The 22,368-nt window shown below is 67.0% G+C and carries 21 protein-coding genes; 15 read left to right on the top strand and 6 right to left on the bottom strand.

All coding sequences use genetic code 11. The features are described 5' to 3' along the window. Window positions 1–2 precede the first annotated feature (2 nt). Both MUG98_RS08990 and MUG98_RS08985 read right to left on the bottom strand, forming a co-directional pair. Window positions 3–1,535 carry an amidase gene (locus MUG98_RS08990; protein ID WP_265111795.1) on the bottom strand — a complete coding sequence of 511 codons (1,533 nt, stop codon included), beginning with the start codon at window positions 1,533–1,535 and terminating at the stop codon, window positions 3–5. 202 nt (window positions 1,536–1,737) lie between these two features. After that, on the bottom strand, window positions 1,738–2,478 hold the full coding sequence (locus tag MUG98_RS08985; protein WP_265111794.1) for a proteasome assembly chaperone family protein: 741 nt from the start codon (window positions 2,476–2,478) through the stop codon (window positions 1,738–1,740). Window positions 2,479–2,600: 122 nt separating this feature from the next. Between MUG98_RS08985 and MUG98_RS08980 the strand changes: the two genes are divergently transcribed. Beyond that, a complete protein-coding gene (locus MUG98_RS08980; protein WP_265111793.1) occupies window positions 2,601–3,512 on the top strand; it encodes an RsmB/NOP family class I SAM-dependent RNA methyltransferase in 912 nt (303 codons plus the stop codon). Further along, window positions 3,509–4,048: a DUF7122 family protein gene (locus tag MUG98_RS08975; protein ID WP_265111792.1), complete on the top strand. Its 540-nt coding sequence runs from the start codon at window positions 3,509–3,511 to the stop codon at window positions 4,046–4,048. Before MUG98_RS08980 ends, MUG98_RS08975 begins: the two co-directional genes overlap by 4 nt. A 110-nt stretch (window positions 4,049–4,158) precedes the next feature. On the opposite strand, the gene MUG98_RS08970 is transcribed toward MUG98_RS08975, so the two are convergent. Both MUG98_RS08970 and MUG98_RS08965 read right to left on the bottom strand, forming a co-directional pair. Continuing rightward, the gene (locus MUG98_RS08970) at window positions 4,159–5,739 is read right to left on the bottom strand and encodes a DUF790 family protein (protein WP_265111791.1); all 1,581 of its coding nucleotides are present in this window, start codon (window positions 5,737–5,739) and stop codon (window positions 4,159–4,161) included. A 152-nt stretch (window positions 5,740–5,891) separates the two neighbouring features. Continuing rightward, window positions 5,892–7,409, bottom strand: coding sequence for a DEAD/DEAH box helicase (locus MUG98_RS08965; RefSeq protein ID WP_265111790.1), 1,518 nt, complete (start codon window positions 7,407–7,409; stop codon window positions 5,892–5,894). Window positions 7,410–7,607: 198 nt separating this feature from the next. Between MUG98_RS08965 and MUG98_RS08960 the strand changes: the two genes are divergently transcribed. From MUG98_RS08960 to MUG98_RS08920, 9 genes are all read left to right on the top strand, one after another. After that, complete coding sequence (locus MUG98_RS08960; RefSeq protein WP_265111789.1) at window positions 7,608–8,675, top strand: nucleotide exchange factor GrpE; 1,068 nt, start codon at window positions 7,608–7,610, stop codon at window positions 8,673–8,675. A 350-nt stretch (window positions 8,676–9,025) separates the two neighbouring features. Continuing rightward, window positions 9,026–10,975 carry a molecular chaperone DnaK gene (gene dnaK, locus MUG98_RS08955; RefSeq protein WP_265112436.1) on the top strand — a complete coding sequence of 650 codons (1,950 nt, stop codon included), beginning with the start codon at window positions 9,026–9,028 and terminating at the stop codon, window positions 10,973–10,975. A gap of 130 nt (window positions 10,976–11,105) precedes the next feature. Then, window positions 11,106–11,336: a hypothetical protein gene (locus MUG98_RS08950; protein WP_265111788.1), complete on the top strand. Its 231-nt coding sequence runs from the start codon at window positions 11,106–11,108 to the stop codon at window positions 11,334–11,336. Window positions 11,337–11,487: 151 nt separating this feature from the next. Then, window positions 11,488–12,657, top strand: a complete 1,170-nt coding sequence (gene dnaJ / locus MUG98_RS08945; RefSeq protein ID WP_265112435.1) for a molecular chaperone DnaJ — start codon at window positions 11,488–11,490, stop codon at window positions 12,655–12,657. A gap of 289 nt (window positions 12,658–12,946) precedes the next feature. After that, window positions 12,947–14,125 carry a sugar-transfer associated ATP-grasp domain-containing protein gene (locus MUG98_RS08940; RefSeq protein WP_265111787.1) on the top strand — a complete coding sequence of 393 codons (1,179 nt, stop codon included), beginning with the start codon at window positions 12,947–12,949 and terminating at the stop codon, window positions 14,123–14,125. Between the two features lie 86 nt (window positions 14,126–14,211). Beyond that, window positions 14,212–14,949: a hypothetical protein gene (locus MUG98_RS08935; RefSeq protein ID WP_265111786.1), complete on the top strand. Its 738-nt coding sequence runs from the start codon at window positions 14,212–14,214 to the stop codon at window positions 14,947–14,949. Between the two features lie 81 nt (window positions 14,950–15,030). Further along, window positions 15,031–15,603, top strand: coding sequence for an NAD(P)/FAD-dependent oxidoreductase (locus tag MUG98_RS08930; protein ID WP_265111785.1), 573 nt, complete (start codon window positions 15,031–15,033; stop codon window positions 15,601–15,603). 64 nt (window positions 15,604–15,667) lie between these two features. Next, window positions 15,668–16,177 (top strand): YciE/YciF ferroxidase family protein, encoded by a 510-nt coding sequence (locus MUG98_RS08925; RefSeq protein WP_265111784.1) that lies wholly within the window; start codon window positions 15,668–15,670, stop codon window positions 16,175–16,177. A 17-nt stretch (window positions 16,178–16,194) separates the two neighbouring features. Beyond that, window positions 16,195–17,028: an alpha/beta fold hydrolase gene (locus MUG98_RS08920; RefSeq protein WP_265111783.1), complete on the top strand. Its 834-nt coding sequence runs from the start codon at window positions 16,195–16,197 to the stop codon at window positions 17,026–17,028. Between the two features lie 4 nt (window positions 17,029–17,032). On the opposite strand, the gene MUG98_RS08915 is transcribed toward MUG98_RS08920, so the two are convergent. Continuing rightward, window positions 17,033–18,391, bottom strand: coding sequence for a S8 family peptidase (locus tag MUG98_RS08915; protein WP_265111782.1), 1,359 nt, complete (start codon window positions 18,389–18,391; stop codon window positions 17,033–17,035). A 120-nt stretch (window positions 18,392–18,511) separates the two neighbouring features. Next, window positions 18,512–19,258 (bottom strand): hypothetical protein, encoded by a 747-nt coding sequence (locus tag MUG98_RS08910; protein ID WP_265111781.1) that lies wholly within the window; start codon window positions 19,256–19,258, stop codon window positions 18,512–18,514. Between the two features lie 15 nt (window positions 19,259–19,273). On the opposite strand from MUG98_RS08910, the gene MUG98_RS08905 reads away from it, so the two are divergent. From MUG98_RS08905 to MUG98_RS08890, 4 genes are all read left to right on the top strand, one after another. Continuing rightward, window positions 19,274–19,555, top strand: a complete 282-nt coding sequence (locus MUG98_RS08905; RefSeq protein WP_265111780.1) for a ubiquitin-like small modifier protein 1 — start codon at window positions 19,274–19,276, stop codon at window positions 19,553–19,555. 69 nt (window positions 19,556–19,624) lie between these two features. After that, a complete protein-coding gene (locus tag MUG98_RS08900; RefSeq protein ID WP_265111779.1) occupies window positions 19,625–20,284 on the top strand; it encodes an HAD family hydrolase in 660 nt (219 codons plus the stop codon). Between the two features lie 80 nt (window positions 20,285–20,364). Further along, window positions 20,365–21,297, top strand: coding sequence for a DUF7983 family protein (locus MUG98_RS08895; RefSeq protein WP_265111778.1), 933 nt, complete (start codon window positions 20,365–20,367; stop codon window positions 21,295–21,297). Between the two features lie 72 nt (window positions 21,298–21,369). Further along, entirely contained in the window at window positions 21,370–22,338 is a 969-nt protein-coding gene (locus MUG98_RS08890) for a M48 family metallopeptidase (protein ID WP_265111777.1), read from the top strand. The last annotated feature ends 30 nt before the right edge of the window (window positions 22,339–22,368 follow it).

The raw sequence follows: 22,368 nt of genomic DNA, 5'->3' as shown, positions 1-22,368 counted from the left end.
GCTCACAGTTCGGGCGCGACGCTCCGTTCGAACGCTCGCGCGCTCTCCAGGACCGTCGCGTCGTCGAACCGCTCGCCGACCAGCATCAATCCGACGGGGAGTCCGTCGGCGGTTCCGGCGGGAATCGAGAGCGCCGGGTGGCCGGTGACGTCGAACGGCGCCGTGTTCTCGAGCATATTGAGCGCGCGATCGATCGCCTCGAGGCGGGTCAGATCCGGCGTCACTTCGTGGGCCGTCTGCGGCGTCGTCGGCAGAGCGAGCACGTCGACGTCCTCGAGGGCGTCGTCGTACTCTGCGGCGAGTTTGCGGCTCAGGTTCTGTCCCTTCGCGTAATACCGGCCCCGGTACTGCTCCGAGAGGTACTGGCCGAGCACGAGCGTCAGTTTGAGCGTCGTGAGGTAGTCCGATCCCTGCGATCGGCGGGCGCGGCCGAAGGCATCGGCCAGTTGCGTGTCGTAGAACCCGTTTCCGAAGTGACCGACGCACTCCGACTCGATCGTCGCGGTCGTCCCCTCGACGGCGATCGCGTTCCAGATGACGAGACCGTCGAGGTGCAGCGGGATCGAAACCTCCCGGACGTCGGCGCCTTCGTCTGCGAACGCGTCGAGGGCCTCTCCGACCGTCTCGTCGACGCCGTCGTCGCTCTCTTCGCGACCGAACCCTTCCTCGAGAACGCCGACGGTCACGTCGGCGGGATCGGGGGCGCTCCCGACGCGATCGGTGTAGGGCTGCGTCTCCACCGCTCCCTGTCGCGGATCCAGACCGTCTCTTCCGGCGATCACCTCGAGAACTCGAGCGCAGTCCTCGACCGTCTTCGCCATCGGACCGGCGTGATCGAACGAGCGACCCAGGCCGGCGATGCCCGTGTACGGGACGAGACCGTGCGTCGGCTTGTGGCCGACGATGCCGCTCCAGGATGCGGGAATGCGGATCGAGCCTCCCTGGTCGCCGCCGATCGCGACGTCGACGTCACCGGCGGCGACGGCTGCACCGCTCCCGCTCGAGGAGCCTCCGGCGATGTGGTTCTCGTCGCGCGGATTGAGCACCGGACCCGTCGCCGAAAGTTCGCCGCTCCCCGAGAACGCCATGTCCTCCATGTTGAGCTTCCCGGTGATCGTCGCGCCGGCGTCGAGGAGTCGGGTGACGATCGTCGCGTCCGTCTGCGGGACGTAGCCGTCGAACAGCTTCGAGCCGAGCGTCATCTCGACGCCGGCCAGCGAGACGCTGTCCTTGAGTCCGACCTCGTAGCCCGCGAGGGGTCCCGAGTCCGCGCCGACCACTTCGCACTTCGTGACGAACGCGTTGAGCGGGTCCTCCTCTCGATCCGGTCTGTACCCGGGGTCTCGATCGTGGTACGTTACGTCCGGTTTCGGTTCCGAAAGCTCGTCGAGTCGTTCGTACCCGACGAGCGTCTCCTCGATCGCCGCGGCGAATTCGTCGACTTCGGCGTCCGAGAGCTGGATGTGGTGGTGGGCCGCCAGCTCGCGGATCTCCTCCGGCGTCGGCGGTCGGACGGTTGGCGGTGACTCCGACATAGCGTGTCATGTTCCACCAAGGCAACCATAAACGCACACGCTCGGGATCAGCGCGTGGAACTGCGATCGGTCGAACGCGGTGGCCCCGTTTGCCCGGTCGTCCCGGCCAGAGGGCGTCGGCGCCCGACGGGAACGCACGGACACGGTGAACCCGCCGCCCGTTCGTCGAGTCGACGCAGTCGACGACAGAAGACGGTCGCGCTTACTGGTACATTCGCAACGGCTGGGCCTGTGAACTCTCGTCCTGGCCGATCTGTTGCATCTGCCGGGCGAGTTGCTCCCGTTTCTGTCTAATTTCCTCGGCCCGATCGATCAGCGCGTCCACGTCGATCGAGAGGTCGGCGATCGGGGCGACGCCGTCCTCGAGCAGGACGCTCGCGGCTTCCGGATCGGGGAACTGCGGGTTCGACTGGACGACGAGGCCGACGCTGTCGTGGCCTCGCTGTGCAGTACGATTGATGAGTGCTCCCGTCGGGCCGGTGACGACGCCGTCTTCCGGCGGGGCGTCGATGTCCAGACGATCGAGCCTGTCGCCGGCGTCGCCGGTCGCGATGCCGTACACGTCGGGTCGATCGTCTCGCTCCGCGGGCAGGCCGCTGAGGTAGACCGGCGTCGCATCCAGGGAGCCGATCCACCCCGTCACACAGTCCGCGACCGTCTCGATGGCCTGGGCCCTGATCGGCGTGTCGCTCTGGAGTGCGAGCAGGTCGTGCTCCTCGCTGACGTAGATCCGGACCGGCGGACGGACCGTTCGATCGCCGCCGCGGTAGACGCCGACCTGTGGCAGTCCCTCGCAGTCGACGTTCGCGTAGTGGCGCATGTCGAGTTCGCTGACGAGGTGATCGGTCGCGATCTTGCCGACGAGTCCGAGGCCCGGAAAGCCCTCGACCAGGATCGGGTCGTCGAGGCCCACCTCGGGTCCCTGTAGCTGGATGCCCGTCATATCGACACGATCGGTGGACAGTGCAATAAATGCTGAGGCGGCGCATTCGTGACAGCCGAGGGTATTCGCCAGCCGGCCGTGCTTCGAAACCCACAAACGCCGGCCGTTCGAACCCGACTGTAATGGAGCCACTCGAGCGGTATCGACCGATCGTCGACGACTTCGAGGCGTTTCTCGCGGCCTGTCGGCGGCCGCTCGGCAACGCCGTTCGCGCGAACACGATCAAGGCCCCGGTCGATCGCACGCTCGACGCGCTCGCGGAGGACGGCGTCGCCTACGAGCAGGCCGACTGGAACCCGCGCGTGTTGCGACTCGAGACCGATTCGCCGGGATCGACGTGGAGTTCGTTCCACGGCTTTACCCACGGGCAGGAGGAGGTGTCGGCCGTGCCGCCAGTCGTCCTCGACCCCCAGCCCGGCGAACGAGTCTGGGACTGCTGTGCGGCCCCCGGCGGGAAGGCGACCCAGATGGCGGCGCTGATGGACGACCGCGGGACGGTCGTCGCGAACGACAACAATCTCGGGCGCATCTCGGCGCTCCGGTTCAACGCCGAACGGCTCGGCGCGACGAGCCTCGCCGTGACGAACGCGGACGCCCGGAACTACTCGCTCGATCGGTTCGGATTCGACGCGTTCGATCGGACGCTCGTCGACGCGCCCTGTTCCTGCGAGGGGACGATCCGGAAGAACCCGGACGCGCTCGACAACTGGTCCGAGGGTCACGTCTCTTCCGTCGCGGGTATTCAAAAGGGCATCATCCGCCGGGCGATTCAGGCCACGCGCGAGGGCGGCACGGTCGTCTACTCGACCTGTACTTTCGCCCCCGAGGAGAACGAGGCCGTCGTCCAGCACGCGCTCGACGAGGAGTCCTGTCGGGTCGTCGACTTCGACCTCGGACTAGAGTACTCGCCGGGGCTCACAGAGTGGGACGAAGACACGTACGACGAGAGCCTCGAACGGGCCGCCCGGATCTACCCGCACCAGAACGACACCGGCGGATTCTTCGTCGCGAAACTGGAGGTGACCGCTCCATGACGGACGACGCCACGCCGGGCGAGGACCGTGAACTCGCACAGAACGACGGCCAGCGGTTCGATCGCCTCCCCGCCACGGACGCGGACCGAACCGTCGAGGGGCGGGTCAGCCGCGAGGCCGTCCTCGACTACTTCGCCGATCGGTTCGGGATCCCGCCCGAGACCTTCGACGACCACTCCTTCTGGGAGAAGGGTGCGGGCAAGATCTGGATCTACGGCGGCGCGGCCCCGACGCCGATCGAGATCGAGGCGATCGGGATGACCTGTCTCCGCACGAGACAGGAACACTGGAAGCCGACGACGGACTTCGCCCAGCGGTTCGGTCGGCACGCGACCGACTGCGTGATCGACCTCGATCGGGACGCGGCACGGCGCTTCGCGGCCGGCGAGGACCAGGAACGCGACTGGGACGGCGACTGGGGTTACCTGATCGCCGCCCACGAGGTCGCGGGCGAACGCGAACCGCTCGGGGTCGGCCTCTACGTTCACGGCGAACTCCGATCGATGGTGCCGAAAGGGCGCCAGCGGGAGTTATAACGGCCGAAAGACTCCGAATCAACCATCGTTCCAGGCCCTCCCACTGACCGCGCCCGTCGAACGGCGGGGCTGTACCGCACCGAACCGGCGGACGCCCGTCTACGCCTCGATCACCGCTCGACGATCGTTCCGCCGGCGAGGCCCTCCCACTCGACGCGGTAGCCGAGTCGCGAGAGCACCGCGCTCGCGTCCTCGAGACCGTAGCGATCGAGGATTTCTTCTGCCTCGTCGAGGGACAGGCCAGTTTCGATCTCGTCGGCGAGCGCCTCGAGTACTGCGGGACGAACGAGCGTCCGGCCCACCCGCTCGTGGTCGGGAAACGCGACGTCCGCGAGCGCGTCCTCGCTCACGCCGTGGCTCGCGGCCAGCGACTCGATCGCGACGACGTCGGCGTCCGGGCGGAGTTCGGCCGGCAGGTCGGCGGCACTCTCGGCGACCAGCTGGCGCTCGTACTCCTGGAGCACGTCGACGACGTCTTTCACCCGGACGGTACCGGAGTACGGAATTGCCCGGAAGTCGCGGGCGGCGATTTCCTCGCCGACGCCGAGCGACTCGTCGACGGCGACGAGCAGTTCGACGTCCTCGAGGTCGTCGAGCTGAGAGAGCTTCTTGTCGACGTACTCTGGGGTCCAGAAGCCCATGATCTCGAGGTACACCCGGAAGTCGCTGGCCCCGGCCCCGTCCCCGCCCTCGGAGGAGACCGACGACTCCGTGCGAGCGCTGCCCGCAGGACGGTAGTCGAACGCGAAGTCGGGGATCATCACGCGCGTGCCCGTCGCGAGCGGTTCGGGTTCCCGGACCAGTTCCCAGTCGAGATCCAGGTTCGAGACACGGGCGGCGAAGTCGGCTTCGACGCTGCTATCGAACGAGACGTCGGCGACCGGCTCGGCGTCGGGGACCCGGACCGGGTCCTCGTCGGACAGTTCGAGCCTCCGCTCGGTACCCCGATCGTCGATCGTCGCCGTGAGTCGCCACGTCTCGCTCTTCGCGATCGTTCGCAGGAGTCGCGCGAACCGGGTGCCGTACCGCCGCGTGGCCCGGAAGAGGTGGGTCGGCCCCGTGACGACGACCTCGCGTTCGATCGGTTCCGTCCCCTCGGCGGCCGGCCTGTGGATCTCGTACATCAGTCGCAGCCGCTTGATCGCCGAGACGAGCGCCTTCGGATCGCTCGATCGGACCCGCAGTTCGGTCGCGTCGAACAGGGCCGTCTGCGCGAGCGAGAGGTTGTACTGGGCGAGCAGCCCGTCGGGATCCCAGCGTGGCGCAACGGCGGCGAGCACCTGTCGCTCCTCGAGGTCGGCGTACAGCGATCGCTCGACGGCGTCTGCGCTGGAATCGAGGGCGGCGCCCGCCCGGGCGAGCGCCGCCGATCGCTCGTCCTCGGTGACGACGCCCACGGCCTCGCCGGCTTCGAAGGCGGCCCGCCGAGCGCGCTCGGGGTCGATCGGGGACTCAGTCTCGAACGTCGCGTCCCGATCGACGAGGGCAGCGAACCCGCGGACGAGTTTGAAGTCGTCGGCTTCCCGCTCGAGATCGGTCAGAGCCGTTTCGAGGTCCCCTCGCGCCTCGCCGACGTGACCCTGGTAGGTACCGATGACGCGGGCGGCGAGCGGGCGGTGCTCGCGCGACGCGAACTGGGGACGGTAGCCGCCACCGGCCCGCGAGACGCGGAGCAGGTCCTTCGTCAGCATCTACGTCGGCTTCCGGCCGCGAGGGCAAAAGTGCCCCGCCACAACGGTGTCTCGCGTGGCACCGTCGCCGACGGGCGCGGAACCCGGGCGCGCGATCGGGCCGGATAAATTCGCACCGGGGGGAACCGCCGCCGATCGGTCCCGATGGTCGCTCAGCGACGCCGCTTTGCGACGCGTTCCTCGGACGTGTCGGCGGTGACGACCTCGTACAGCAGCGCCCGGCGACCGTCGTCCGTGGGCCGCAGAATCCGGCCGAGTCGCTGGGTGAACTCCCGCTCGCTCCCGCTGCCGGAGAGGACGACTGCAACGGACGCGTCGGGCACGTCGACCCCCTCGTCGAGCACGTTCGAGGTCGCGATTCGGGTGTAGGTCCCCTCGCGGAAGCGCTCGAGGACCTCCCGCCGTTCCGCGGCCCCGGTCTGATGGGTGATCGTCGGGATCAGGAACCGCTCGCTGACGTCGTACGCGAGGTCGTTGTGCGCAGTGAAGACGATCGTGCGATCGTCGCGATGGTCCGCGAGGATCTCCTCGAGGGCGTCGATCTTGGCTTCGCTGCCGTACACGATCTCGCGGGCGCGCTGGCGGGCGAGCAAGGCCTCGCGCGCGGCCGGGTCCGAACCCGATCGCTTCACGAGTTCCCGGTAGTCCGAGCCGCTTCGCATGTCGATGTTCGAGCGGGCGAGATAGTCCGTAAAGACCTCCTGCTTTCGCTCGTATTCGTCGCGCTCCGAGGGTGTGAGCGACACCTCGAGTCGCTTGATGTCGTACGGTGCCAGGTGCGTGCCGGCCAGTTCGTCGGGATCGACCCGGTGGATGAGAGGGCCGACGATATCCTCGATAACGTCGTGAGCACCGTCGGGCCGCTCGAACGTGGCGGTGAGACCGAGTCGGGCGGGGGCCGCGAGCAGGCGGGCGATCTCGCGGTAGCCTTCGCCGCCGAGGTGGTGGACCTCGTCGAAGACGACGAGGCCGAACCGATCGCCGACCGAATCGGCTTTCAGGTAGGCCGAATCGTACGTCGAGACGGTGATGGGGCCGAGTCGCTGTTCGCCGCCGCCGAAGCGACCGACCTCGACACCGTCGGGCGACGGAGCCGTCCGACGAACTCCCGAATCGGCGTTCGATTCGGGAACGCCGAACTCCCGGTCGAGTTCGCGCGCCCACTGCTCGAGGAGGTCGATCGTCGGCACGACGACGAGCGTCGGGACGGAGAGCCGTTCGATGGCCCCGATCGCGATCACGGTTTTGCCGCTGCCCGTCGGTAACTCGAGCACGCCCGCGGGGGCACGGGTCGGTTCGCTACCGGCCTTCGCTGCGGTGTCACCGCTACCGGCCGTGAGCGCGTCGTCAGCCCACCGATCGGTCTCGAACCACGCGGACAGTGCCGTCTCCTGGTACGTCCGGAGTTCGTACGCCGACTGGAGGTCCGGAAGGGATGCGAGGTCGAGCACGCGATCCGCGACCGCGGCGTCGACCTCGTCCAGTGCCGATCGAAGGGCGGCGTACCGGAAGGCGGGCACTCGCCACCCGTCCGTTCGCGGATCCGTCTCGAGGTCAGGAACGCGCTCGCGAATCGCCGACTCGAGCGCCGGGTCGAACCCGTCGATCCGGACCGTTCCGTCCTCGTACCGGAGCACGATCGCCGGTTCGTCGTCTCGTCCCGTCGTCACGGCCGGGACTTGGGGACCGGACGCCCAAATAGTGTCGGTCGGGTGCCGGAGAGCGCGGGCGGTGCCGCCGAGAGCGGCTGTTCTCTCGCCCGACTCGGTCGGCGATCGGCGCCCGGAGTCGGTCGCACGCTCGATCGGTGGCCGGCCACGAACGGGCGTACCTCAATCCTTTTATTACCGCTGTTCCTTGACTGGCACATGAGCGAAGACGAGGGCACGAACGCTTCCGCCCAGGGTGTCCCGTCCGAGGAGCAATCCGACGACGGCGAGACGCACGTCGCCGAGACGGAGGGGGCGGCGAGTGAATCGGACGCGGAGGTGAACGCCGACGGGAGCGCGTCGAACGGCTCGAACGCGAAACCGAAACCGGAACCGGATTCGGGATCCGAATCGTCCGCGGAGAGTTCCGCCGCACCCGAGACGAGCGAGGACGTCCAGCAGATCCTGAACCGCGTGACCGAGTACGACGACCAGCTCGCCCACCGGGTCAACTCCATCGTCGAGGAAGCGCGGGACCTCAACGGGACCGTCAAACACCAGCGCGAGGAACTCGAGGACCTCACCGAACGCGTCGAGGCACAGGCCGAGACGATCGGCGAGTTACAGGACGAACTCGAGGCACACCGGGAAGCCCTCGCCGAGCGCGACGAACAGATCGAGGAGTACGAGGAAGAACTGGAGGACCTGAAGAGCCGGCTCAAACGCAAGCAGGCCGACTTCCAGAACTACAAGAAGCGCGCGAAAAAGCGCCAACAGCAGATCAAGGATCGTGCTACCGAGGACCTCGTCGAGCGGCTCATCGGCGTGCGCGACAACCTGAAACGCGCTCTGGAAGAAGAGAGCGGTGACGTCGACGGCCTCCGGGACGGCATCGAGATGACCCTCCGGGAGTTCGATCGGATCCTCGAAGACGAGAACGTCTCCGAGATCGATCCCGAACCCGGCAGCGAGACGGATCCGCAGCGCCACGAGGTCATGATGCGCGTCGACAGCGCCGAGCCGGAAGGTACGATCGCCGACGTGTACACGCCCGGCTACGAGATGGGCGAGAAGGTCATCCAGAACGCGCAGGTGACGGTCTCGAACGGCAACCTCGACGAGCCGACCGAAGGGGCGGACCGGACGGACGACTCCGACGACGGGGATTCGGCTGCCGACGACGCGGCGACCGAAGGAGACGAGACCGACGAGACGATCGAGCTCGGCGGCGGGATCGCGGCCGACGCCGGTGACGAAAACGACGAATCGGCCGATCGGGAGCAGTAACCGCGTTCGATCACTGGCTCTGTCGGGCGATCGCCATCTCGCCCGAACGGGTGACGCGGGTCGTTTCTCAGTCTCCGTCTGCGAGTCCATTTTCCGCCACGGCATCGTCACACGCCGCCAGACGTCGTCAGGGCCGTCTGCGGTGTTCCCGCGAACACCGGTCGGCCAGCGAGGGCAGCTGTCGGTCGACCCGATCGGAGAGTTACGGGTGTCTGGGCGGGCTGTGGAACGAACGCGGTCAGCGGCGCGTGGTGGTACGGCCCGCGATACCCCGGCCCATACTATAATACCAAGTGCGATCGGTCATCGGTGGTAAGCTTTAAACCAAAGTGACCGCAAGGAATTTCATGATGGCGAGCAACAAGATTCTCGGAATCGACCTCGGGACGACGAACAGCGCGTTCGCGGTGATGGAAGGCGGAGATCCGGAGATCATCGTCAACGCGGAAGGTGAGCGGACGACACCGTCCGTCGTCGCCTTTACCGACGAGGAGGAACGACTCGTCGGGAAACCGGCGAAGAACCAGGCTGTTCAGAACCCCGAAAAGACGATCCAGTCGATCAAGCGTCACATCGGCGAGGAGGACTACACCGTCGAGATCGAGAACGAGGAGTATACGCCCGAACAGATCTCGGCGATGATCCTCCAGAAGATCAAGCGCGACGCCGAGGACTACCTCGGCGACGAGGTCGAGAAGGCCGTCATTACGGTCCCGGCGTACTTCTCGGACCGACAGCGTCAGGCGACCAAGGACGCCGGCGAGATCGCAGGCTTCGAGGTCGAGCGCATCATCAACGAACCGACGGCCGCGTCGATGGCCTACGGCCTCGACGACGACGAGGACCAGACCGTGCTCGTCTACGACCTCGGTGGCGGGACGTTCGACGTCTCGATCCTCGACCTCGGCGGCGGCGTCTACGAGGTCGTCGCGACCAACGGTGACAACGACCTCGGTGGCGACGACTGGGACCAGGCGATCATCGACTGGCTCGCGGACAACTTCGAGGAGGACCACGGCATCGACCTCCGCGAGGACCGGCAGGCGCTCCAGCGGCTCAAAGACGCCGCGGAGGAAGCCAAGATCGAACTCTCCTCGCGCAAGGAGACCGAGATCAACCTGCCCTTCATCACCGCCACGGACGACGGCCCGATCCACCTGGAGGAGTCGCTGACCCGTGCGAAGTTCGAGTCGCTCACAACGGACCTCATCGAGCGCACCGTCGAACCGACCGAGCAGGCGCTCGCGGACGCCGGCTACGAGAAGGACGACATCGACGAGGTGCTGCTCGTCGGTGGTTCGACCCGGATGCCGCAGGTCGCCGAGAAGGTCGAGGAACTCACCGGCAAGGAGCCCCAGAAGAACGTCAACCCCGACGAGGCCGTCGCGCTCGGCGCGGCGATCCAGGGCGGCGTCCTCGGCGGCGAGGTGGACGACATCGTCCTGCTGGACGTCACCCCGCTCTCGCTCGGTATCGAGGTCAAGGGCGGCCTCTTCGAGCGACTCATCGAGAAGAACACCACGATCCCGACCGAGGAGTCGAAGATCTTCACCACCGCGGCGGACAACCAGACCTCCGTGCAGGTGCGAGTCTTCCAGGGCGAGCGCGAACTCGCCGAGAAGAACGAACTGCTCGGCGAGTTCCACCTGACCGGCATCCCGCCGGCACCCGCCGGAACGCCGCAGATCGAGGTCACGTTCTCGATCGACGAGAACGGCATCGTCAACGTCTCGGCGGAGGACAAGGGTACCGGCACCAGCGAAGAAATCACCATCGAGGGCGGTGCCGGTCTCTCCGACTCCGAGATCGAGCGCATGCAGCGCGAGGCCGAGAAACACGCAGAGGAAGACGAGCAAAAGCGCAAGCGGATCGAGGCCCGCAACACCGCCGAGGCGACGATCCAGCGGGCCGAGACGCTCCTCGAGGAGAACGAGCAGGTCGACGACGACCTGCGTGCCGACATCGAGGCGGCCATCGAGGACGTCGAGGAGACGATCGACGACGACGAGGCGGAGGCCGACGACATCGAATCCGCGACCGAGGACCTGAGCAAGGAACTCCAGGAAATCGGCAAGCAGGTCTACCAGCAGGCCGGCGCCGGTGCTGGCGGTGCTGCCGGCGGTGGCGCAGGTGGCGCAGCAGGCGGTGCCGCGGGCGGCGCTGCAGGCGCGGGCCCCGGTGGCATGGGCGGCGGTCCGAACCCCGGCCCCGGCGCTGGTGCTGCCGGCGCGACCGGCGACGAGGACGAGGAGTTCGTCGACGCGGACTTCGAAGACGTCGACGACGAGGACGAAGACTGAACGGACGAGCCCTCGCCTACCGGCGAATCTCCGATTTGCGCCGGTGACGGGCGACGCGACGTCTGCTGGTTCCGGACCAGAATGGTAGTTCTCCGAACACTTTAGTGGCCGATCCGCGTACTCGTTTTCGATGACGTCGCCTCCCGACTCTCACGGCAGCGAACATCGTCGGCTTCGTCGCACCACCGGCGGGAGCGAGGGAACGATCGGCGATCGCGCGATTCGATTCGGCCTGTACGCGGCAGCACTGGCGGGTGGATTCTATTTCGGCGCACCGTTCGTCCGCGACACTGGCTTTCACTCCGCGGTGGTCCTCTACCCGGTGCTGGTTGTCCCGGGATTGCTCGACGCACTTCGGTGAGTCGCCGACTCGGGAGTCTTCGTCACCACGAGGCGGTCAATCGTGATTCGTCGCTTCGTGTCACCGATCGGAGCCGGTCTGAGCCGTGGAACTGGTGCTCGCAGGGGAACGTTCGTTTCAAGTGGCTCAACCGAGTACCATGGCGCAACGAATGAGCGAGGATTTCTACGACGTTCTCGGCGTGAGTCCCGACGCCTCGACCGAGGAAATCAAACAGGCCTATCGAAAGAAGGCCACCGAGTACCATCCGGACGTCAGCGACGATCCGGACGCCGAGAAGAAGTTCAAGAAGATACAGAAGGCGAAGCAGGTCCTGACCGACGAGGAGAAACGCCAGGCCTACGACCGAATGGGGCACGATCGGTACGAACAGGCCGAGAAGCACGGATTCGACGCCAGCGAGGACGGCCCCGGCGGTATGGGCGGCGGCCCGTTCGGCGGGATGGGTGGCGGCATGGGCGGTGGCGGCATGGGCGGCGGTCTCGGCGACATCTTCGAGCAGGTCTTCGGCGGCGGCCGCGGCCGCGGTCGCAGCCGCCCGCGGAAGGGGCGCGACCTCCGCACGGAACTCGAGATCGACCTCGAGGAGGCCTACGAGGGCGTCGAGAAGCAGTTCACCGTCGAGCGGCCGGAAGCCTGCGACGTCTGCGGCGGCGAGGGGCACCCGCCGGACGCGGACGCCCGGACCTGTCCCGAGTGTCAGGGTCGCGGGCAGGTGACCCAGGTCCAGCAGACGCCGCTCGGGCGCGTCCAGCAGACGACGACCTGTCCCCGCTGTGAGGGCGAGGGGACCCTCTACTCCGAGACCTGCAGCGAGTGTCGCGGCGAGGGCTACGTCCGCAACGAGGCCACGCTGACCGTCGAGGTGCCCGCGGGTATCCAGGACGGACAGACCCTCCGGATGGAGCGGGAAGGGGCGCCGAGTCCCGAAGGCGGGCCGCACGGTGACCTCCTGATCGACGTGACGATCGCCGACCACGAGGAGTTCGAGCGCGAGGGCGACGACCTCCGCTACCGCCTGCCGATCTCGTTCCCGCAAGCCACGTTCGGCGACACCGTCGAAGTGCCGACGCTGTCCGGAGCCGCCGAGTTCGAGATTCCGAAGGGAACCCAGAGCGGGGAAACCTTCCGCCTCGAGGGGAAAGGGATGCCCCGACTGCGCGGTCGTGGCCACGGCGACCTCTACGTCAAGGTACAGGTCGTCACGCCGGAGTCCCTCAACGAGGACCAGCGAGAGGCCCTCGAAGCGTTCGCCGAGGCCGGCGGCGACGAGATCGAGGTCACCGAAGGCTTCTTCGAGAAGATCAAGCGCGCGTTCTGACCGCGGTTCCTGTGTCGTTGAAATCCCGCCTCGCGACGCAACTCTCCCTCAGCGGCTTCATCGATCGGTATCGGGACGATCGTGAGCCGACACGCTCGCCGCGAGGACGATTCTATACTAGCAACTGTGCCCGTGTACATACCGATCGTACGGCCGTCGTCCGTTCGGATGCGCACCGAGTTTCGATAGCTGCGATAATTCCGCACACGGGTTACGTAGACGATTGTGCGTGTAGCCACGATCGTTACACCGGGAATAAGTATGGGGACGAGACTGGCAGAGACCCTCGATGGGCGTCAAACGAGCGTATCGGACGATCGCGCAAGCGCGGAAACTCGCCAGGGCGGAGCGTCGCTCCGGGTCGTCGTTCGACTTGTCACTCCGACAGCGGTTCCGGGGCTACCGGCGCGGCTTTCTGAGCAAGTCCAGGGTTATCTACGACTTCGAGGCACACGATCACGAGGCGTACCTCACCGACTACCAGCGGTTCCTCGGGACGAAGCGGATCAACGGCCACTGGAACGCCCTGATCGACAACAAACTCGCCTTTCACCGGGTCCTCGGAGAGTTCCCCACGCACAGGCCGATCGTGTACGGGCTGCTCGCCGACGGCCGATTTCACGCGTTCGATCCCGATGGGGCGTTTCGCAACGAGAGGGCTGCAGACGAGGCGCTCGAAGACGAAACCGACGGCCGCGGGACGGTGCTGAACGACGGCGGAGTCGAACCCGAGCAGTCGTCCCCGTCGACGAGGCCAACTGCAGCCCCCATCGACTGGGTCGACGAGCGCCTCTCCAACGGTGACCGACTCGTCCTGAAGTGGTTCAGCGGGGGCGGCGGGAACAACGTCTCCTTCCTCGAGCGACGGGACGACACGTACTACTACGACGGCAGCCCGACGAGCGAAGCCGAACTCGACGAGACACTCGCCTCCCTCGAGAACTACCTCGTCTGCGAATTCGTCGAACAGGCCGACTACGCGAACGAACTGTTTCCCGGCACGACGAACACGATCCGCGTTCTCACGATGTTCGACGAGCGCGACCGGGAGGCGTTCGTTCCGATCGCGATCCACCGGCTGGGAACGCGGGCGTCCGTGCCCGTGGACAACTTCTCGAACGGCGGGTTGAGCGCCGAGATCGATCGAGAAAGGGGCCGCCTCAGTGCGGCCGCGGCGTATCCGACCGAGGGGAGCGTCGAGTGGCACGAGACGCACCCCGACACCGGAACACGGATCGAGGGAACCGACGTACCCGGCTGGGCATCCGTGCGCGATCGACTGCTCGAGATCGCGGAGACGCTCTCGCACGTGCCGTACGTCGGCTGGGACCTCGTCGTCACCGGAGAGGGCGAGTTCTCGATCATCGAAGCCAACAGCTACCCCGGCGTGGCGTCGCTGCAGGTTCATCGACCGTTGCTCGCCGAGGAACGGACCCGGCGGTTCTACCGGTACCACGGGGTCATTTGAGGAGCGGAGCGAGCCGATGAGCGGGGGCGACCGGCGGATGACGCCGAACACGGCGGACTTTTCATCCAGTACCCGAAACGTCGTGTATGGAAACCGTCGACGCCCTGCTCACGCGTGACCGGCGCGACGATCGGCCGGCGCTCGTCGACGCGACCGGACGCGAGTTCGACTACCACTGGCTGTGTACGACCGCCTGGAAGTCGGGCAACTTCCTGCGCCACGCGGGGGTTCGCGAGGGAGTCACCGTCGGCGTCGTCGGCGCGGGGCCGCTCGCGCTGGAAGCGTTCTTCGGCACGACGCTGCTCGAGGGGCGGACGCAGTTCGAGCCGCCGACGGACCTGACCGCCGCGGACGACCTCCGGGCGCTGGTCGCCCCGGTCGACGCCCTCGATCGGTACGAGTTACCGCGGGGCGCCCAGCGGGTCGGCTACGGCGACAAGCCCGGGCAGCCTGACGTCCACCACTTCGACGCCGGCATCTGGAGCGAGAATCCGGCGTTTCCGCCGCTTTCCGTCGCCCCGGACACCGACATCCTGACCGACGAGGACCGGACCTACACCCACGAGGACGTCCTCGCCGCGGCGGGAGACGTGATCGACGAGTACGGCCTCGAAACCGGCGATCGCGTGGTCGTCCGGGCGTCGCTGTCCGATCCGCGGACGGTGGTCGCGGGCGTGATCGCGCCGCTGCTTACCGAGGGCGTGGTCGTCCTGACCGGGGACGAACCCGCGGAGGTGACGACCGATCGAGGCAGCCACGCCGTCTCGAGCGATTCGGTACCGGAGCCACGGCGGATCGATCCCGACTCGGTGGCACTCTCCTGAGCGGTGTCGACCGTCCGGAGCGACGGAAATTGAGTTTGATTGATGAAATCGTTTATTCCGCTGTTCGTCGTTCCTCCGGCTATGCCAGACGTTGCCATCGTCGGCGGCGGCCCCGCCGGACTGAGTGCAGCCCTGTTTACCGCGAAGAACGGCCTCGAGACGATCGTGTTCGACACCGACGAGACGTGGGTGCACAAGGCGCATCTGTTCAACTATCCGGGAATCCGGAGCATCAGCGGCGACGAGTTTCTGAAACTCACCCGCGGACAGGTACGGGACCGCGGTGCCGACCTGCACACCGACGAGCACGTGACCGACGTCGAACGGACGGACGGCGGCTTCCGGGTCGCGACCGACGACGACGCGTACGAGGCCGACTACGTCGTACTCGCCACGGGCGCGGACCGATCGATCGCCGAGGACGTCGGCTGCGAGTTCGACGACGAGGACACCGTCGACGTGAATCTCAGCATGGAAACCAGCATCGACGGCCTGTACGCGACGGGCGCGATGGTCCGGGCCGAGGAGTGGCAGGCCGTGATCGCCGCCGGTGACGGCGGGGCGGCGGCACTCGACATCCTCAGTTCGGAGAAGGGCGAACACTACCACGACTTCGACGTTCCCGACGACGTCGCCCGACTCGAGTCCGAGTGACGGGCCGTCGGACCCTGCGAGTTCGGGGCCGATGATTAACCGACCGGTCGGTCACGCCATTCTCATGGCGATCGATACCGTCCACCAGCTGTTCGTCCACAAGCTCGGCCAGCAGTACTACGTCGAACGGGAACTGATCGACACGCTCGACGAGATGGCGCTCAACGCGAGTAACGATCGAATGAGCCGGGGATTCGCCGACCACCGCGACGAGACGCGCACGCAGGTCGAGCGCATCGAGGACGCCTTCGACGCGCTCGGTGAACGTCCGGAGGCGCGAGAGGATCCGGTACTCGACGCCCTCGAAACGGAGCGGCGGACCCTCGAGGACCAGATCACGGACGACGACCTGCTCGATATGGTCTACCTGAACGCCGGCATGATGACCGAGCGGGTCGAGATGACGGCCTACGAGGGACTGTCGATGCTTGCGACCGAACTCGAACTCGGCAACGACGTGCAGACGCCGCTAGAGGCGAACTACGACGAGGAGAAGTCGGCGTACCGCGAACTCGACACGCTGTCGACGGCCTCGGAGATGAAGTCGCTGTGGGATCGGCTGACGCCCTCCTGAGGCGGCCGAGAGGTCCGATGCACCGATCGATCCCGGTCCGAAGCGAGACCGGTGACCTCACCGGCGGGCACCCCTACGCGGCCGTCGGGAACGGCCCGCGAGCGCTCGTCGTCCTGCCCGGACTGGGCGACGCGATGTTCACCGGCGTTTATCCACCGTTCGCCGGCTGGGCGCTCGCTCCGTACTTCGCCCGATACCTCGACGAGTACAGGGTATACCTTTGTAGTCGTCCCCGCGGGCTTCCGTCGGGATACGATGCCACCCGGGCAGCCGACGATCACGCGCGATCGATCGAGGCGGTCGCCGAGTCGAGCGAGGCGGTAGACGTGATCGGCGTCTCGATGGGTGGACTGATCGGTCAGTCGCTCGCCCGGCGCCGTCCGGACCTGGTCGATCGGCTCGTCCTCGCGAACAGCGCGTGCCGACTCGACGAAGACGCGCGGTCGGACGCCCGTGAACTCGAGCGGTACGCCCGCGAGCACGATTGGGCGTCGATCCGGTCAAAGCTCGCCGTCGACATGTTCTCGGACGGGCGCGCGATAACGTACCCGCCGATGATCCGGACGATCGGCCGGGCCCTGCTCCCCCGGCCCGCCGAACCCGCCGACGTGTGGCGATCGCTCGAGATGATTCTCGGCTACGACGGCTGCGATCGACTCGACGACATCGACCAGCCCGCGCTCGTGTTCGGCGGCGAACGCGACCCCTACTTCACGGCCAGACTCGCGCGCGAAACCGCCGCCGAATTGCCGAACGGGGACCTCGAACTCGTCCCCGGGGCGAAACACGGCGCGTTCCACGAGCGCAAAAGAACGTTCGACGCGACGGTGCGATCGTTTCTCGATCGGTGAGTCCCTACTCGACGTCCAGGGCGTCTTTCGCGTTGAGACGGCCGGCACCCAGGTCGGGATCGCTGTCACCGCTCACGAGGTCGGCACCCTGTTTGATGTACTTCTCCACCTGTTTCGCGGTTGTATCTGGGTACCGATCCCGGACGAGGCCCGCAGTCCCGGTGACCTGTGGGGCCGCCATCGACGTCCCGGCGAGCCAGTCATAGCTATCTCCGGGAATCGTCGAGAGCACGAGGTTCGTCGGGTAGGGCCACTCGACCGCGTTTTCGTCCTCCGAGAGGCTCTTCTCGAGGGTTTCGTAGCCACCGCCGGGCGCACCGACGTCGATCTCGTTGGTCCCGTAGTTGGAGTAGAACGTTCGCTCGTCGTTCGGGCCGGTCGCGCTGATGCTCGTCACGCCGGAGAGGCTGTTCGGGAGCGTGAAGAAGCCGCCCTGCTGGAGGTTCGCATCGCTGTTCCCGGCGCTGCCGACGAGGAGCGTCCCCTGCGAGGTGACGTATTGTGCGATCGGTTCCATCACGCCCCGGTACTGCTCGGCGTTGCCCTGCGGCGGGATCGGTGGCGTCCCGATACTCATGTTCGCCGCGTCCGCACCGACGTCGGCGGCGTACTCCATCGCGAGGAGGATATCGGTAAAGGTGGCGCCGCCCTCTTCTCCGAACACGCGCACAGAGACGAGTTCGGCGTCCGGTGCCGTGCCGATTACGCCGACCGCACCGGTCGCCGCCGTGATTCCGGCGACGTGGGTCCCATGGTAGCTCGCGTCCCCGGTGTGGGCACCGATTTCGCCGTCGATGATGGAGGCGCTCGCGTCCGTGTTCACGTTCCCGAGATCCTGGTGGGTGTGGTCGATGCCGGTGTCGATGATCGCCAGTCGACGGCCGTCTCCGCTCGCCCATCCATGGGCCTCGTCGGCAGCCGTGACGCGTTTGTCCCACTGGTAATCGAACAGCGCCGGCCAGCCGTCCTCGTCAGTCTCGGCGTCCGAGCCGTCGTCCTGACCCTTCGCCTTGCCGTTCCCCGAACCGCTGTCGTCGTCACCCACGTCGACGTCGGCCGACGCGGATAGTTCCGGACCCTCTAACTCGAACTCGAAGTCCGGGACTGCGATCGAAACGTCGTCGATCCCTTCGAGGTCGTCACTGGCTTCCTGGTCACCGGTGACGACGAGCACCGACCCGTCGGCGAGGCTGTGTTCGACGGAAAACCCCCGGCGACGAACCTGTCGCTCGATGCCGGTACTTCCACGGACGAGATACCGCTGTTCGCCGTCCGCGGACGCCAGTCCCGCAAACGAGAGCGTGATTCCGCCCGCACCGATCCCCTTCAGTACCGTCCGTCGATCGAGCATGTCGTCCATCATGAATTACACAGAAGCCAAGGGAAGTATGGTTAATAATCATTTCTATAATTCAACTCAGGTGACTCGAGTAACCGAATCACACTGATGGTCCCCGTTCCTGGACGAAACCGACAGAATGCGCTACAGTTCCGATCGCCGACGGGAGTTCCGGATCGCTCGATCACGCGACCGAGTCGTCGCTCCGGTGTTCGAACCGGTCACAGACCCGAGGCCACCCCGACTCGTGAGGCTCGACCGCCGTCGAGAGTCCCAGTGGCCGACTGGTAGCTCGATGGTGGTAGTGTCGTCACCGGCGATCGCGTCGAAGAGCGGTACGCTCGCCTCGCACGGGACGAACTCCTCCTTGCGGCCGAGCACGAGTAACACGGGAACGTCGATTCGTCCGAGGTCGATCGTCTGGCCGTTCAGTTCGCAGTCACCGGCAAGCAGACGATCCCCGAGGAGCAGTTCCTCGACGAACTCGCGGTACACCGCTCCGGGGATGTCGGGTCCGCCCACCATCCAGGCGAGTTTTCGACCGGACGGCTCGACGACGAGTTCGTCGAGCCAGTCCCAGAGCCGGAGCGGGGTCGTGACCGGAAATTCGACGGGTTTGCGGAGCAGCATCCGGCCTCGAGCAGCGGCGTCGAACGCGATCGGCGGCCCCTGAAGGCCCTGAAGGATCAGCGTGCGAACAGTGTCGGGAGCGAGCGCGGCGTAGCCGGCCACCAGCGGCGCACTCACCGAGTAGCCGAGGAGGTGGACGGCGTCCGTTCCCGCTGTCTCGCGGGCGACGTCGACGCAGTTGCGAAGGTATCGATCGACGTAACCTCCCAGCCGGATCGACCGGTCGATCGAGCGCGAACCATCGGCTACAAGACGTGGCACGCACTATTCCAGCACGTGCAAATCGAATGCGTCTTCTTCGGCCCGTTCCGCGAGGCCGTCGGCGAGAAGACGGTCCAGTTCGAGACCGACGCCGAGACCGTCGGGGAACTGTTGTCCGACCTCGAGACGGCGTATCCGGCGCTCGACGGGCGTCTCGTGGCAGCCGACGGCGGGGGGCTGGCCGGGGAGACCGTCGTGACCAGGGACAGGAAGAACGTCACGCACCTGGACGGGCTCGAGACGATCGTCGAGACCGATTCCGTAATCCGGCTGGTTCCGTCGGTATACGGCGGCTAGACGACGTCGTGACGGGATCGATGCGGACCGCCGACTCTTAAGTCGGCGCAGTGAATAGCACGGTCCGGTATGCAGTACGACGCGGTCCTGTTCGACTTCGATGGGGTCGTCGTCGAGACCCCCTCGCGGGATCGGCTCTCCGACGCCGTCGGACGCACCTACGACGCGCTCGGCGCGTCGGGACCGTCCCACGAGACCCTGCTCGCGCTCGTCGCCGGCGACTTCGACTCGCTCGCCGAGCGGTGTCGCAGCCTCGGGATCGACGCCGATGCGTTCTGTGCGCAGGCGGCGCGGGAACTCGTCCGAACGCAGCGGGAGGCGATCGAGCGCGGCCTGCGCTCGGTCTACGACGACGTCACCGCCGTCCGATCGCTCGATCGTCCGCTCGGGATCGTCAGCGACAACCACCCGGGCGTCGTCTCGACAGTCCTCGATCGGTTCGGACTGCGATCGCTGTTCGAGACCGTCCACGGGTGTCCCCTGACGCCCGACGGCCTCGCCCGGCGCAAACCCGACCCCCGGAACGTTCACGCCGCGATGGACTCGCTGGACGCCGACGCTGCACTCTACGTCGGCGATCGGGCCGTCGACGTGCGGGCGGCCCGCAACGCCGGCATCGATTCGGCACTGCTCCTGCGAGAGGACGAAGGCGGCGAGCGCGACACGGAGGCCACGTACCGGCTGGACTCGCTCGCCGAGTTGCCACCGATCGTCGCGTCCGGAGAGTAGTGTCGCGTCGGCCGAGTAGCCGCTGACAGCGCGGCAGGTTCGTGGGGGCGCTTTTTGGCCGCGCTCGATGTAGGACCGGTATGGACGAGGATCTCTGGATCGACCTGCGAGCGGCCTGCGCGGACCTCGATCCCGGGACGGAACTGGTCACACCGGTCTCCGAGCGCCGGTTCGAGATCGACGCGATCGACCCGGATCGGATCGCCGTTCGCTTCACCGACAGCGGCGAGCAACAGCCCCTCTGGCGGGAGCAGTTCGAGGTTTTCGTCGATCGGCTCCCCGACGAGGCGATTCCCGTGGACGATCTGCCGCCGCGGGTCGAGCCGTACGCGGCCGTCCTGACACTCTCGGGGGAGTACACCGTCACAGACGACGCGATTACCCACGACCCGGAGCGAGCCGTCGGGGGCGAGAGCCCGTACCTGATCTCGGCGATCGAGGCGCGAACTACGCCCGAGCGGATCCACGACGATGCCCTGCTGCTGGCCGACTTCGTCGAACGCCTCGAGGGCGACGTGGAGGAGCCGAAAACGCTCGATACCGGGTCGCTGACCGATCTCTACGTGTTGCTGTCGGACGTTCAGCGGGGTGCGGATCGTCTGCGAACGACGGTACGCGACCCGCTGCTCGAACGACTCGGCCTCGACCAGCGCCTGTCCGGCCGGTTCGGCGCAGTTCGCCGGACCACTCGCGAACGCCGCCGACCGAAGGACGAGGAGACCGTGTTCGACGCGCTCGACGAGCACGGTATCCCCCGCGAGTGGGTCACGGGCGTCGATCGGGACAAACTCGACGTCGTCCTGGCCGTCACCGACCTCTCGAAGTCGGCGGTGTACGACGTCGAGGAGGACGTCTACGTCCAGAAGATCGAAAGCGACGAGACCGAGAAGGGGACCCGACTCGAGGGGCTCGCGACGCGGATCGACGAACTCCAGGACGAGGCCGGTGACGAACTGTACGCGGAACTGGCGGCGATCGAAGATCGGCTCGAGGAGGCGCTGTCAGCCGACTAGTTCCCGAACGGCGACACCAGTCCCAGTGCGGCGGGTCGAAACCCGTTTCCGCCAGCCGTTCGTAGCGAGCGTATGTCGTCTCGAGGAGCCGGACGTCGGGTGCTGCTGGCACTCGTCGGGGGTTCCGTACTGGTCGCGTATCTCGGTCTCGCGGCGCTCACTGCGCTCGGTCTGGCCGTCCTCTGGCGTTCCACACCGGACGCGCTGACGACGCTCGTCCTCGTGGTCGTCGCCGCCCTGTTGGCCGGTTATCTGGGTTATCGGTTCGGGACCCGTCAGCTACTGTCACGTCTCGATGCGGCCGAACTCCCGCGATCCAGCGCCCCAGAGTTCTACCGACGACTCGATCGGCTCGACGGTCTGCTGAACGTCGACCGCCCGCGGATCCTCGTCGCGACGTTGCCGACCCCGAACGCGTTCGCACTCGGGTCCGCACGGACCGGCGTCGTCGTCCTCGATCGATCGCTCTGTCACCTGTGTTCCGTCGACGAACTCGAGGCGCTGGTCGCCCACGAACTCGCCCACCTCGAGAGCCACGACGCGTTCGTCCAGACGTTCGCGTACAGTCTGTTCCGGACGGTCGCCGGCGTCGTCTTCCTGGTGCTCCTGCCGATCACCCTCTCGGTTACGGGCGTCGCACGAGCGGTTTCCTGGGCGCGGGGCCAGCCGGGTTCGTGGGCCGACACGAGCGTCGCGCGGTCGCTCCGGTGGATCGATCGGGCCGTCGCCGTCTGTTTCCTCCTCGTAACCGCCGTCGTCCGGGCCCACTCTCGACGTCGCGAGTACGCCGCGGACGATCGGGCTGCAGTCGTCACCGGGAACCCCCTCGCGCTCGCCAGCGCGCTCCGGACGGTTCAGCGCGCCGCCGAGCCTCGCCACGGACTGCTCTCGCCGTTGTACGTCCACACTGACGACGAAGAGGTCCGGACCCGGCTCTTCGAGACCCATCCACCGACGGACGATCGGATCAGACGGCTCGTCGACCGCGAACGCGAGCGCCGCGGCCGCACTCGAGGACGGGAACGAACGCCGCCGCGGTGATGGCGGGCCGCTGTCGAGCCGTCACTCGGT

Origin of the sequence: Halosolutus halophilus (assembly GCF_022869805.1) — an archaeon.
Classification (GTDB): Archaea; Halobacteriota; Halobacteria; order Halobacteriales; family Natrialbaceae; genus Halosolutus; species Halosolutus halophilus.
Note: the sequence above shows the minus strand (reverse complement) of the source record. Positions and strands in the feature narration are given on the sequence as shown.